14 protein-coding genes are annotated in these 13,517 nt (G+C 57.4%); 3 read left to right on the forward strand and 11 right to left on the reverse strand.

Going from position 1 to position 13,517, the window contains the following annotated elements:
- Window positions 1–82: 82 nt before the first annotated feature.
- Window positions 83–1,162 (reverse strand): alanine racemase, encoded by a 1,080-nt coding sequence (alr, locus tag M8318_RS12985; RefSeq protein ID WP_106993935.1) that lies wholly within the window; start codon window positions 1,160–1,162, stop codon window positions 83–85.
- Window positions 1,163–1,193: 31 nt separating this feature from the next.
- Window positions 1,194–2,606: a replicative DNA helicase gene (gene dnaB, locus M8318_RS12990; protein ID WP_106993934.1), complete on the reverse strand. Its 1,413-nt coding sequence runs from the start codon at window positions 2,604–2,606 to the stop codon at window positions 1,194–1,196.
- A 71-nt stretch (window positions 2,607–2,677) separates the two neighbouring features.
- Between dnaB and M8318_RS12995 the strand changes: the two genes are divergently transcribed.
- Complete coding sequence (locus M8318_RS12995) at window positions 2,678–3,661, forward strand: quinone oxidoreductase (RefSeq protein WP_262663053.1); 984 nt, start codon at window positions 2,678–2,680, stop codon at window positions 3,659–3,661.
- Window positions 3,662–3,844: 183 nt separating this feature from the next.
- On the opposite strand, the gene pspG is transcribed toward M8318_RS12995, so the two are convergent.
- The 4 genes from pspG to M8318_RS13015 all read right to left on the reverse strand — a co-directional run bounded on the left by pspG (window position 3,845) and on the right by M8318_RS13015 (window position 7,270).
- Window positions 3,845–4,087, reverse strand: coding sequence for an envelope stress response protein PspG (pspG, locus tag M8318_RS13000; protein WP_106993932.1), 243 nt, complete (start codon window positions 4,085–4,087; stop codon window positions 3,845–3,847).
- A gap of 144 nt (window positions 4,088–4,231) precedes the next feature.
- Window positions 4,232–5,227 carry a tRNA dihydrouridine(20/20a) synthase DusA gene (gene dusA, locus M8318_RS13005; protein ID WP_262663055.1) on the reverse strand — a complete coding sequence of 332 codons (996 nt, stop codon included), beginning with the start codon at window positions 5,225–5,227 and terminating at the stop codon, window positions 4,232–4,234.
- Window positions 5,228–5,307: 80 nt separating this feature from the next.
- On the reverse strand, window positions 5,308–6,618 hold the full coding sequence (locus M8318_RS13010) for a conjugal transfer protein TraF (RefSeq protein ID WP_262663056.1): 1,311 nt from the start codon (window positions 6,616–6,618) through the stop codon (window positions 5,308–5,310).
- A gap of 163 nt (window positions 6,619–6,781) precedes the next feature.
- On the reverse strand, window positions 6,782–7,270 hold the full coding sequence (locus M8318_RS13015; RefSeq protein ID WP_262663057.1) for a cupin domain-containing protein: 489 nt from the start codon (window positions 7,268–7,270) through the stop codon (window positions 6,782–6,784).
- A 112-nt stretch (window positions 7,271–7,382) separates the two neighbouring features.
- Here M8318_RS13015 and zur point away from each other — a divergent pair, with 112 nt between their 5' ends.
- The gene (zur, locus tag M8318_RS13020) at window positions 7,383–7,898 is read left to right on the forward strand and encodes a zinc uptake transcriptional repressor Zur (protein WP_032615974.1); all 516 of its coding nucleotides are present in this window, start codon (window positions 7,383–7,385) and stop codon (window positions 7,896–7,898) included.
- Window positions 7,899–7,968: 70 nt separating this feature from the next.
- Here the strand turns inward: zur and M8318_RS13025 are convergent, their stop codons facing one another.
- From M8318_RS13025 to M8318_RS13040, 4 genes are all read right to left on the reverse strand, one after another.
- A complete protein-coding gene (locus M8318_RS13025) occupies window positions 7,969–8,178 on the reverse strand; it encodes a CsbD family protein (protein ID WP_032615972.1) in 210 nt (69 codons plus the stop codon).
- Window positions 8,179–8,319: 141 nt separating this feature from the next.
- Complete coding sequence (dinF, locus tag M8318_RS13030) at window positions 8,320–9,639, reverse strand: MATE family efflux transporter DinF (protein ID WP_262663058.1); 1,320 nt, start codon at window positions 9,637–9,639, stop codon at window positions 8,320–8,322.
- Between the two features lie 63 nt (window positions 9,640–9,702).
- The gene (lexA, locus tag M8318_RS13035) at window positions 9,703–10,311 is read right to left on the reverse strand and encodes a transcriptional repressor LexA (protein WP_106993927.1); all 609 of its coding nucleotides are present in this window, start codon (window positions 10,309–10,311) and stop codon (window positions 9,703–9,705) included.
- Between the two features lie 109 nt (window positions 10,312–10,420).
- On the reverse strand, window positions 10,421–10,789 hold the full coding sequence (locus M8318_RS13040) for a diacylglycerol kinase (protein ID WP_106993926.1): 369 nt from the start codon (window positions 10,787–10,789) through the stop codon (window positions 10,421–10,423).
- Between the two features lie 155 nt (window positions 10,790–10,944).
- Here M8318_RS13040 and plsB point away from each other — a divergent pair, with 155 nt between their 5' ends.
- Window positions 10,945–13,365, forward strand: a complete 2,421-nt coding sequence (plsB, locus tag M8318_RS13045) for a glycerol-3-phosphate 1-O-acyltransferase PlsB (RefSeq protein WP_262663060.1) — start codon at window positions 10,945–10,947, stop codon at window positions 13,363–13,365.
- Window positions 13,366–13,423: 58 nt separating this feature from the next.
- On the opposite strand, the gene M8318_RS13050 is transcribed toward plsB, so the two are convergent.
- The coding region (locus M8318_RS13050; RefSeq protein ID WP_262660599.1) for an IS3 family transposase at window positions 13,424–13,517 on the reverse strand (94 nt) is incomplete at its 5' end.

Here is a 13,517-nt window from a genome sequence, read left to right on the forward strand (position 1 = left end):
CGAGAGGATGTTAAGGAAGATGGGGTATGGGCGACAGAACCTGCTTTACTCCCTCTCCCTGGAGGGAGAGGGAAAGTCGGGATCAATCGAGGTAGTGCATCGCCACCCGCGACGTCAGCCGGGTGATAAGTTCGTAAGCACTTACTTTTGTAATTTCTGCAATCCGCTCCACGGGTAAACCTTCGCCCCACAGGGTCACCGGATCGCCCGCTTTCTCCTGCGCCTCTGGCCCGAGGTCAACGCAGATCATGTCCATCGCCACACGTCCGACGATAGTCACTTCCCGACCGTTCACCAGCACCGGCGTACCGGAAGGGGCAGCGCGCGGGTAGCCGTCGCCGTAGCCCATCGCCACTACGCCCAGACGGGTGTCGCGCTCGCTGACCCAGGTACCGCCGTAGCCCACCGGTTCCCCGGCTTTGTGCTCGCGCACCGCAATCAGGCTGGAGGTAAGCGACATCACTGGCTGAAAACCGAAGTCCGGCCCCCAGGGTTGCCCCTCCAGCGGCGAAACGCCGTACAGAATAATGCCCGGTCGCGCCCAGTCGAAGTGGGACTGCGGCCACAGCAGAATACCGCCGGAGGCCGCGATCGAGCGCATCCCCGGCTTGCCTTCGCAGAAGGTGTTGAAGATATCGAGCTGCTGTTCAGTGGCACCGCACTCGGGCTCGTCGGCGCGGGCAAAATGGCTGACGATATTGACCGGCTGGCGAACGTTCTGGCACTGGCTTAGACGCTGATAAAAGGCCTCCGCCTGCTCCGGACGCACGCCGAGGCGGTGCATGCCGGTGTCGAGCTTCATCCACACGGTAACGGGCTCGCAGAGCACCGCGTTCTCCAGCGCCTCAAGCTGCTCCATGTTGTGCACGGCGGTATGCAGCTGTTTTGCGGCGATAGTCGGCAGGTCGGCACCATTAAAGAAGCCTTCGAGCAGCAGGATCGGCTGGGTGATGCCCCCCTCGCGCAGGCGCAGGGCTTCTTCGAGACGGGCGACGCCAAAGGCGTCGGCATCGGGGAGCGTTCGCGCGGTCTCGATCAGACCGTGTCCGTAAGCGTTCGCTTTCACGACTGCAACCAGTTTGCTGGCGGGAGCCAGTTCACGCAGGCGTTGCAGGTTGTGTCGCAGAGCGCGGCGGTTAATGACTACAGTTGCCGCTTGCATTGCAAATCCTTGTTAAAAGAATGTCGGAGAATTATTCGTCGTCGTATTGCGGGCCTGCGTAGTTGTCGAAACGCGACCACTGTCCGTTAAAGGTCAGACGCACCGTACCGATTGGGCCGTTACGCTGCTTACCAATAATAATTTCTGCGATGCCTTTCAGGTCGCTGTTCTCGTGATAGACCTCATCACGGTAGATAAACATGATTAAGTCGGCATCCTGCTCAATGGAGCCCGATTCACGCAGATCGGAGTTGACCGGACGCTTGTCGGCACGCTGCTCCAGGGAGCGGTTAAGCTGCGACAGCGCCACCACCGGCACCTGCAGCTCTTTCGCCAGCGCTTTCAGCGAGCGGGAGATTTCGGCAATTTCCAGCGTACGGTTGTCCGACAGCGATGGAACGCGCATCAGCTGGAGGTAGTCGATCATGATCAGGCCAATGCCGCCATGCTCGCGGGCGATTCGGCGCGCGCGGGAGCGCACTTCCGTCGGCGTCAGGCCGGAGGAGTCATCGATATAGATGTTCCGTTTTTCCAGCAGAATGCCCATGGTGCCGGAGATCCGCGCCCAGTCCTCGTCGTCCAGCTGCCCGGTACGAATGCGGGTCTGGTCCACGCGGGACAGCGAAGCCAGAGAACGCATCATGATCTGGTCTGATGGCATCTCCAGACTGAAGATTAATACCGGTTTATCCTGCAACATCGCCGCGTTTTCGACGAGGTTCATCGCAAAGGTGGTTTTACCCATCGACGGACGTGCGGCGACGATGATCAGATCCGACGGCTGAAGACCGGCGGTCTTTTTATTCAGATCGTCATAGCCGGTGTTGACCCCGGTGACCCCGTCGTGCGGCTGCTGGAACAGCTGTTCGATACGCGCAATAGTAGAATCAAGAACGTCGGCAATGTTCTTCGGCCCTTCGTCTTTATTGGCGCGGCTTTCGGCGATTTTAAAGACCCGGGACTCGGCGAGGTCGAGCAGTTCGTCGCTGTTACGCCCCTGCGGATCAAAACCAGCTTCGGCGATCTCGTTGGCGACGGAGATCATGTCACGCACCACCGCACGTTCGCGTACGATATCAGCGTAGGCGCTGATGTTCGCCGCACTTGGCGTGTTTTTCGATAATTCGGCCAGATAGGCGAAGCCGCCAACGGTCTCCAGTTGCCCCTGACGCTCCAGCGATTCCGCGAGGGTGATCAGATCGATGGGGCTGCCCGACTCCTGCAGACGCGCCATCTCAGTAAAGATATGGCGGTGCGGGCGGGTATAGAAGTCGTCAGTGACGACGCGCTCGGCAACGTCGTCCCAGCGCTCGTTATCCAGCATTAAACCGCCCAACACCGACTGTTCCGCTTCAATCGAGTGCGGCGGGACTTTTAACCCGGCTAACTGCGGATCGCGTTCACGGGGTTCAGTCTGTTTGTTGAAGGGTTTGTTTCCTGCCATAGTGAATGGAGTTACCGAGATAGAGAGTGGGTCGAAAGATTACCATATTTTCTAATTCTAATGGAGGGAGCATGGCAACGCGTATTGAATTTCATAAGCACGGCGGCCCGGAGGTTTTACGGGCAGTAGAGTTTACGCCCGCCGCGCCAGGCGAGCAGGAAATCCAGGTCGAAAACAAAGCCATTGGCATTAACTACATTGACACCTATATCCGCGGTGGCCTCTATCCGCCTCCGGCCCTGCCAAGCGGGCTGGGTACCGAGGCGGCCGGTGTAGTGGTGAAAGTGGGCAGCGCCGTTAAGCATATAAAGGAGGGCGACCGCGTGGTGTATGCGCAATCCGCCCTCGGTGCCTACAGCTCGGTCCACAACGTCCCGGCGGATAAAGCCGCCATTCTGCCCGCCGCCATCTCCTTCGAGCAGGCCGCCGCCTCCTTCCTGAAAGGGCTGACGGTCTTTTATCTGTTGCGCAAAACCTATGAGATCAAACCTGACGAACAGTTCCTGTTCCACGCGGCCGCAGGCGGCGTCGGGCTGATTGCCTGCCAGTGGGCAAAAGCGCTGGGGGCCAAGCTGATCGGCACCGTTGGCAATGCGCAAAAGGCGCAGCGCGCGCTGCAGGCGGGTGCCTGGCAGGTAATTAACTACCGCGAAGAGAGCATCGTTGAGCGGGTGAAAGAGATCACCGGCGGTAAAAAGGTGCGCGTGGTGTATGACTCGGTGGGCAAAGATACCTGGGAAGCCTCGCTGGACTGTCTGCAGCGCCGTGGCCTGATGGTCAGCTTCGGCAACGCCTCCGGCCCGGTGACCGGCGTCAATCTGGGCATTCTTAACCAGAAAGGTTCGCTGTTTGCCACCCGCCCTTCGCTGCAGGGTTACATCACTAATCATGACGAACTGGTTGAGGCCAGCAATGAGCTGTTCTCGTTGATTGCCAGCGGGGTGATTAAGGTGGATGTGGCTGAGGCGCAGAGGTATCCGCTGAGTGACGCGCAACGCGCGCATGAGGTGCTGGAGAGCCGGGCGACGCAGGGTTCGAGTTTACTGATCCCCTAAAAAGAAATTGGGCTTCCCGAAGGAAGCCCTTTTCTTTTCTTTTTTTAGTTCGGCTGTATGTAGGGTACAGCGCGATGAATTCTTTAACGGCGGCAATAGTGACAGATTCGATAAGTAAATCCTATTCCGTTCTAAGCAATGCTGCCGTAAAAGTTGCAAGGATGTGACGAACCACTCAATACCTTAGTAACGAAAGCGGTTATTGCGCTGATAGCGTGGGATTTTTGGCGATTTGATCGCCCGTATCGCCCACACCACCGCCACGGCCAACAGCAACCACGGCAGCAGTTTCAGCATCAGGGCAAACAGACCACCGATAAACATCACCACGGTGGCGACCACCAGCGCGGCAATGATCCCCAGCAGCGAGACGCCGGTTGCCATCAACATGACAAAAAATCCAATCACAAAAAGTAGTTCCAGCATGGCTCTCTCCCGAAATGCATCACAACGATACGCTGAGTAATAGCATTACAAGATCCGTGCCAAAATATAAATCATTGATTTAAAAGCAAAACGCCCGGCGATATTGCGCCGGGCGTGGTGAATTTGACGAAGTTTTAGTGAAAATTATCGCTTGTCTGCCACCAGACGCAGCGCCTGCTCCAGCACTTCAATATCGGCACCCGCTTTATGAGCATTTTCACTCAGGTAACGGCGCCACTGGCGCGCGCCCGGGATCCCCTGGAACAGACCCAGCATGTGGCGGGTCACGTGGCCCAGATAGGTACCGTTGCTCAGCTCGCGTTCAATGTAGGGATACATCGCCCGCACCACTGCCACCGGATCGCGATCGACGCTGTCCACACCAAAGATCTCCCGATCCACCGCCGCCAGCACGCCCGGGTTCTGGTACGCCTCACGGCCCACCATCACGCCATCCATATGCTGTAAATGCGCTTTGGCCTCGTCAAGGGTCTTGATACCGCCGTTGATCGACATCGTCAGCTGCGGGAAATCACGCTTCAGCTGATAAACGCGGGGGTAATCCAGAGGCGGGATCTCCCGGTTCTCTTTCGGGCTCAGGCCAGAGAGCCAGGCTTTACGGGCGTGGATGATAAACATCTCGCACTCGCCCTTGCCGGCCACCGTGCCGATGAAGTCGCAGAGAAATTCGTAGCTGTCCTGATCGTCGATGCCGATACGAGTTTTGACCGTCACCGGAATGGAGACCACATCGCGCATCGCTTTCACGCAGTCGGCCACCAGTTGCGCATTACCCATCAGGCAGGCACCGAACATACCGTTCTGCACGCGATCGGAGGGGCAGCCGACGTTAAGGTTGATCTCGTCGTAGCCGCGCGCCTCTGCCAGCTTCGCGCAGTGCGCCAGCGCGGCCGGATCGCTGCCGCCGAGCTGCAACGCTACCGGATGCTCCTCTTCGCTGAAGGCGAGGTAGTCGCCCTTACCATGAATAATCGCCCCGGTAGTCACCATCTCGGTATAGAGCAGGGTATGGCGCGACAGCAGGCGCAGGAAGTAGCGGCAGTGTCTGTCTGTCCAGTCGAGCATCGGCGCGATGGAGAAACGGTGAGCAGGATAGAGGGACGAGTTTTCTGACAACATGGCGAAGTTTTAAGCATCTGCTGAAAATGGGGCGCTACTATAGCACATATTCGCCGGAGGCAGATCGCCTCCGGATCCGGTCAGAACCGCACGCTGAATTGCGCCCCGGCACCCCAGGTTTCATCTTCCCCGACAATGCCGGTAAGATCGAAATGCACGGTGTTAAACGGGGCGAAACCGAAACCGCCGGTAAAGACGTTGCTGTCGTTGCCCTTCACGTCCCCACGAAAGCCGCCGCGCACCGCCAGCCAGCCGAGCAGGGACACCTCTGCCCCCACCCCAATATACTGCGAGTCTTCTTCACTCCTGAAGCCCCGGGTTTCAGTCAGATCGCCATCGGCGCTGAGGGTGAAAAGACCGGTATGCCAGGCTACGCCTGCCGTGACAAGGGGCCGGATTTGGTACGTGTCCTGATAACTCACCTCTTCCCCGGTGCGCCCGTTGAGAATGCGGATATCGTTGGTATCAATGTCACGTGAGAAAAGGTTCTGCCCGCTGAGGCCGACCGTCCAGTTTTCACCAAAGTCGACCGCCACGCCGACATCAACGTTAAAACTGGTGTCGTCATTCCGGTAGCGGCTGCTGTTAAAGTCGCTGCTGTCGTAGGTATAGATGGAGGTGGTGTAGTTGTAGAGCCAGGTTTGCTGTAGTTTTGGCGTCACGCCGACCGAAACAGGCAGGCCGTTGAACTCAAACTGGCGGGCCACCGCCACGCCGTAGTCAGAGACGATCGCCGCCCTGCCCAGGGCGACAGAGTTAAGGTTGCGGGTAATCACATCGCTGCCGTTTCGCGCCGCCCCCAGCGCCATCTGGTTGGTCATCCCTGCGTTACCCTGCAACCTGCGCAGGAACGCAATATCCTGCGGATCGATCTCCGAGCTGACGCGCGCATGGGCATTAGCCTTAGCGACAAACGCCAGCGACAGTCCCGAGCCCGGAATACTGACGGCTATTCCTGCCCCGGCGTTGCCGTGGGCGGTTTTGCCCTCGAGGAACGCCAGCTGATCCGCCAGACTGCCTGCTGCGCCCTGAAGATCGCTGAGGGTCCCCTGCGGATCGGCCAGGATCTGCGCCACGGTGAGATCGTCGATCATCTCCCGATCGGCGCGGATCTCATCGCTGATTTCATCGATCTTGTCCTGCAGATTGTCTTTATCACTAATTTGCGCCCCTACCGAGGGAAATATTATGGCGACATCATCCTCTGCTTGCGATTTTGCCAACAGGGCCGGGTTGATCAGCACCCCGCTGCTATAATGCGCCGCCGCAACGCCCGTCCCACCCATGGCATCGCCGCGTGCTTCCGTCCAGGTATTTGCTGCTCCAGCGTGATTAGGCAAAAGAAAAGCGGTGGCAATTCCCGCCACAGAAAGTTTGAATTTAATTTTCACAGGACACCTGACTTATTGTGGGTGAATAAACCCCGGCGGCTAAATACCGCGCAGGGGCATACGTCCTTTGTGAAAAAAGTATGAGGAGCCGAATTTATCTAAACTTTAGTATTAGATTAAGTTATTGATTTCCTTATTTCTTTAATATGTATAGAACAAGAAATTACTTTTGCCCTGGTTTTCCATCATGAGGACCAAAAAATTGCGGCGGATGATCTATCCAGCGATCTTCACGCGTGGCGGCATATACCGCATTCAGCGGATAATAAATACGGTTATATTTTTTATTCGCTTCTCCCACTACTAATAACCGTACCTCTTCACTGGTGTTATTAATAAAGGTGTGGCAGACCCCTGTCCCGGCAGGAAAACCGACGCTGTCCCCCGGCTCCAGTTTCCATAAATAACCGTTGATCCAGGCTTCGGGATAACCTTCGAGCACAAAGATGAATTCTTCTTCGTCGCTTTCGGCATGCGGGTACGAAGTACGGCGCCCTGGCGGGAGGCGCTCATGATGAATACCGAGGCGGCCCAGCCCCAGTGCTCGGGCCAGCGGTGCTCCAATGGAGAAACGCTCTGCGCTGTCAGGATAGGTCGAGTTGTCAGCGCCTTCTACTTCGCGCCAGTGTCGAATGCAGTCCGGTCTTTTCATCTTTTCGTCCCCTGTAGTTTTTCGTCAGGGTAGCACACCCGGGGGATCTCGGCGTTTAGACCAGAACATGGTAAACTGGCGGTTTGTTATTCCACGTTATTCGAGGTGCAAAATGGAAACGACCACAATGCAGGCACTGTTAGCGCAAGCCGAAAAGCTGTGCGCGCAACGCAATGTGCGCCTGACTCCGCAGCGCCTTGAAGTGTTGCGTCTGCTAAGCCTGCAAAACGGGGCCATCAGCGCCTACGACCTGCTCGACCTGCTGCGCGAAAGCGAGCCGCAGGCTAAACCGCCTACCGTCTATCGGGCGCTCGATTTTTTACTCGAGCAGGGTTTTGTACATAAGGTGGAATCGACTAACAGCTATGTGCTGTGCCATCTGTTCGATCAGCCGACCCACACCTCAGCGATGTTTATCTGCGATCGCTGTGGCAGCGTGAAGGAAGAAGGCGCGGAAGGGGTGGAAGATATTATGCATACCCTGGCGGCGAAGATGGGCTTTGCCCTGCGTCACAACGTCATTGAAGCACACGGCCTGTGCCGCAACTGCGTGGAAGTGGAAGCCTGTCGCCATCAGGAAGATTGTCAGCACGATCACTCTATCCAGCTGAAGAAAAAGCCGCGCTGAGGGCAAAAAAAACGGGCGACCTGAAAGGTCGCCCTGGGCGTACATCCGTGTACCTGCGGGTATAGGTTAATTACCAGCGATAGTTGTTACGGGTTTCCCAGTCACCAACTTCTTTCTCCGCCTGGTCTTTCTCATAACCATAGCGTTCCTGGATTTTACCCACCAGCTGGTCACGTTTACCTTCAATGACGGTCATATCGTCATCAGTCAGATCGCCCCACTGTTCTTTTACTTTACCTTTAAATTGCTTCCAGTTACCGCCGACTTGGTCTTTATTCATCATCGATTCCTCTTCGTTCGGTCGTTAAGGTTAAGTTCGTCCTGAAATGCGTTTCGTGCTGGACGTGATAATCATTATAGATAACCCTGCGGCGTTAGGTTTGTTATTCGGAATCTTTTACCATTTGGTCAGGCGAAGCCGCTACAGAAACCAGGTTCCGTTGCGCCAGTGCCGGTGCCAAATCCACGCCAGAGACAGTCCCCGCAGGGCCAGGAACACGCTCAGGGCCAGCCACAGACCGTGATTACCCAGCCACGGCAGGGTGAACAGCGTCAGGCCAAACCCGGCGGCCGCCACGGCCATGCTGTTGCGCATCTCTGCTCCGCGGGTTGCGCCGATAAACATGCCATCCAGCAAATAGCACCAGACGCCAACTACCGGTAACACCACCTGCCAGATAAGATAGTGGCTCGCCAGCGCGCGCAGCTCGGGCAGCGAGGTCAGCAGGGCAATGATGTTGTCGCCTGCCAGGGCATAGATGAGCGCAAAGGCCAGCGCTACCAGGCCGGACTGACGGCAGGCAGCCCGCCACACTTCCCGCAGCTGGCCGCTTTCCCGGGCACCATAGGCCTGCCCGGAGTGCGCTTCGACCGCATAGGCGAAGCCATCCAGGGCGTAGGCGGTAAAGGTCAGCAGGGTCATCAGCACGGCGTTGACGGCGATAATCTCCGGCCCCAACCGCGCACCCATTACCGTCAGCGCCCCGAAACAGAGTTGCAGCAGTAGCGAGCGCAACATGATGTCGCGATTGAGGGCCAGCAGCTTGCGGATGTTGCCCCGCCAGCTTGCCTTCAGCAGCGCCAGCGAAATACCGCGCAGGGCCAGCACTCGCCAGACCATCCACAGGCCGATCGCCAGGGTGGCGTATTCTGCGATAGCGGTCGCCAGGGCAGCGCCCTGCACGTTCATCTGCAGGCCCATCACCAGCCAGAGATCCAGCACGATATTGAGCAGGTTCCCCACCACCAGCAGGATCACCGGCGCCCGGGCATACTGGACGCCCAACAGCCAGCCCAGCAGGACCAGGTTAGCCAGCGATGCCGGGGCGCTGAGCCAGCGGATCTCAAGGAAGCGTCGCGCCTGATAGAGAACAGCGTCGCTGCCACCGACGATATGCAGGGCCAGATCGATAAGCGGGGTGCGCAACAGCACAATCAATAATCCGGCACCCAGGGCCAGGATCAGCGGCTGTACCAGCGCCCGGGCCAGACGCAGCGGATCTTTCGCACCATAGGCCTGGGCAGTAAGCCCGGTGGTGCTCATGCGCAAGAAGAGCAGCAGCATAAACAGGAAGCTGGTTGCCGTCGCGCCGATGGCGACACCGCCCAGATAGACGGGCGAATCGAGATGACCAATTACAGCCGTATCCACCAGCCCAAGCAGAGGGACGCTGATATTGGAGACGATCATGGGAAGTGCAAGACGCCACAACGCCTTGTCGGAAGCAGTCAGGAGAGACATGGGAAAGTTCGCCGGAGGCAGAAGAAGCAGACTGCAACAGGGTCGCAGTCTGTCAGAAAAACGTTATAACCACTCACCGTTGCGGATGACGCCAACCGCCAGACCTTCGATGGAGAAGTTATTTTCACGCAGGTCGACAACGATTGGGGAAAACTCGCTGTTTTCCGGCAGTAGTTGTACGGTGTTGCCCTGCTTTTTCAGGCGCTTAACGGTCACTTCGTCGTCGATACGCGCCACAACCACCTGGCCGTTACGCACATCCTGGGTTTTATGCACCGCCAGCAGATCGCCGTCGAGAATACCGATATCTTTCATCGACATGCCGCTTACACGCAGCAGAAAATCTGCGCTCGGTTTAAACATGCCAGGATCGACCTGATAGTGCCCTTCGATGTGCTGTTGCGCCAGCAGCGGTTCACCGGCGGCGACGCGACCGACGAGCGGAAGGCCCTCTTCGGCTTCAATCAGCAGACGAATACCGCGAGACGCGCCGGAGACAATCTCAAGCACACCCTTGCGCGCCAGGGCCTTAAGGTGCTCTTCAGCGGCGTTTGGAGAACGGAAGCCCAGACGCTGCGCGATTTCTGCACGCGTCGGCGGCATACCCGTCTGGCTGATATGATCCCGAATGAGATCAAACACCTCTTGCTGCCTGGTCGTTAACGCTTTCATTCCGCCCCCTGGGTGTATATACAGTTATGCTGTGAGTATATACAGCTAAAGGTGATTTTGGAACCACAAACCGCATAAAAAACCAGAGACTTGTTCGGTTTCTGAAGGCTTATCGTAAATGTCCCCAAAGCAGCGTGACCCAGGTAAATAACGCAACGATAATCGCCATCAGCACTGCGGCGGAGCCCATATCTTTCGCCCGGCCCGAAAGCTCGTGAAAGTCAGTGCCAATGCGGTCGACTACCGCCTCGATCGCACTGTTCAGAATTTCGACTATCATCACCAACATCACCGAGCCAATCAGCAATACGCGGGTGATGGGATCAACATCCAGCCAGCAGGCAATAATAATCGCCACGGCGACCGCAACCCCCTCCTGGCGAAATGCGGCTTCATTGATCCAGGCAGCACGGATGCCTTTCCATGAATAGCCGGCAGCTTTAATGATTCGGGTTAACCCAGTGGTATTATTGGCCATTAAAAGAAACCTTTCTTCGAAAATAGCGTCAGAAACGGTGGCTTAAGCGCTACGCGCCGCCCCCGGAAGTATGACGGGTAACAACAGAAATCTTGCGCGCTTTCTGTTATCCTTGCGCCGCAATTGCATTTTTAACCAGAGGCTTTACATCGTTTATGTCTGGCTGGCCACGAATTTACTACAAATTACTTAATTTACCATTAAGCGTCCTGGTAAAAAGCAAGTCTATCCCGGCGGTTCCCACGCTGGAATTAGGACTCGATACCTCGCGTCCTATTATGTATGTGTTGCCTTATAACTCGAAGGCCGACTTGCTGACGCTGCGCGCCCAATGCCTGGCGCACGATCTTCCCGATCCGCTGGAGCCGCTGGAGATCGACGGCACCCTGCTGCCGCGCTACATCTTTATCCACGGTGGCCCTCGTGTGTTCACCTGGTACACGCCGAAAGAAGAGTCGATCAAGCTGTTCCATGACTACCTCGATCTGCACCGCAGCAACCCGCTGCTGGACGTGCAGATGGTGCCCGTGTCGGTGATGTTTGGCCGTCGTCCGGGGCGCGATAAGGGCGAAGAGAATCCGCCGTTGCGCATGCTCAACGGGGTGCAGAAATTTTTCGCCGTCAACTGGCTGGGCCGCGACAGCTTTGTCCGTTTTTCGCCGTCAGTCTCACTGCGCCGCATGGCCGATGAGCACGGCACGGATAAGACTATCGCCCAGAAGCTGGCCCGCGTGGCGCGCATGCACTTTGCCCGTCAGCGTCTGGCCGCGGTAGGCCCGCGCCTGCCCGCTCGTCAGGATCTGTTTAATAAGCTGCTGGCCTCAAAAGCCATTGCCCGCGCCGTTGAAGACGAAGCGCGTAGCAAAAAAATCTCCCATGAGAAGGCGCAGCAAAACGCCATCGCCCTGATGGAAGAGATTGCAGCTAACTTCTCCTACGAGATGATCCGCCTTAGCGACCGTATCCTGAGCTTTACCTGGAACCGGCTCTATCAGGGGATTAACGTGCACAACGCCGAGCGCGTGCGCCAGCTTGCTCACGACGGCCATGAGATCGTCTATGTGCCCTGCCACCGCAGCCACATGGACTACCTGCTGCTCTCGTACGTGCTCTATCACCAGGGGCTGGTGCCGCCGCACATTGCTGCGGGGATCAACCTCAACTTCTGGCCGGCAGGCCCGATCTTCCGCCGTCTGGGTGCGTTCTTTATTCGCCGTACCTTTAAAGGCAATAAGCTCTACTCAACGGTATTCCGTGAATATCTGGGCGAGCTGTTCAGTCGTGGCTACTCGGTGGAATATTTCGTGGAGGGCGGCCGTTCCCGTACCGGGCGTCTGCTCGATCCGAAGACAGGAACCCTGTCGATGACCATCCAGGCGATGCTGCGTGGCGGTACGCGTCCGATCACTCTGGTGCCGATTTATATTGGTTACGAGCACGTGATGGAAGTGGGTACCTACGCCAAAGAGCTCCGCGGCGCCACCAAAGAGAAAGAGAGCCTGCTGCAGATGCTGCGTGGTCTGAGCAAGCTGCGTAACCTCGGTCAGGGGTATGTTAACTTCGGTGAACCGATGCCGCTGATGACCTACCTGAACAACCGGGTACCGGAGTGGCGCGAGTCTATCGATCCGATCGAAGCGGTACGTCCGGCCTGGCTGACGCCAACGGTGAACGCCATTGCCGCCGATCTGATGGTGCGTATTAACAACGCCGGGGCGGCTAACGCCATGAACCTGTGTTCTACCGCCCTGCTGGGCTCTCGTCAGCGCTCGCTCACCCGCGAACAGCTGCTCGAGCAGCTCGACTGCTACCTGAACCTGTTGCGCAACGTGCCGTACGCGGAAGATGCCACGGTGCCGACCGCCAGCGCCAGCGAACTGCTCGAGCACGCGCTGCAGATGAACAAGTTCGAGGTCGAGAAGGACACCATCGGCGATATCATCATTCTGCCGCGCGAGCAGGCGGTACTGATGACCTACTACCGCAACAACATTGCGCATATGCTGATGCTGCCTTCACTGATGGCGGCCATCATCACCCAACATCGCCAGATCACCCGTCAGGCGCTGCTGGAGCATGTGACTGCTCTCTACCCGATGCTGAAAGCCGAGCTGTTCCTGCGCTGGAACAACGACGAGCTGGCAGAGGTGCTGGATAAGCAGATTGAAGAGCTGACCCGCCAGGAGCTGATCTCGCAGAGAGATGACATTCTGCTGATCAATCCGTCCCGGGCACGCACGCTGCAGCTGCTGGCGGCGGGAGCACGCGAAACCGTGCAGCGCTACGCCATTACCTTCTGGCTGCTGAGCGCCAACCCGTCGATCAACCGCGGGACGCTGGAGAAAGAGAGCCGCACCCTGGCACAGCGTCTGTCGATGCTGCACGGCATCAACGCGCCGGAGTTCTTCGATAAAGCGGTGTTCAGTTCGCTGGTGTTGACGCTGCGCGACGAGGGCTATATCAGCGACAGCGGTGATGCCGAGCCGGCAGAGACGATGAAGGTGTACCAGATGCTGGCGGACCTGATTACCTCTGACGTGCGCTTAACGATTGAGAGCGCGACGCAGGGCGAATAGTGCGTAAAAAAGCCGGGTGGCGGCTGTGAACTGCGCCCCAAAACCTGGACGGCTTGTATTAACCGGTCTTCAGATACTCAGCCCGGAACGCCACCGGGCTGAGTCCTCCCAGACTCAGTTTGATACGCTTGTGGTTCCAGTACCTTATATAC

The sequence above is a fragment of the Leclercia tamurae genome, from assembly GCF_025566055.1.
Lineage (GTDB): Bacteria > Pseudomonadota > Gammaproteobacteria > Enterobacterales > Enterobacteriaceae > Enterobacter > Enterobacter tamurae.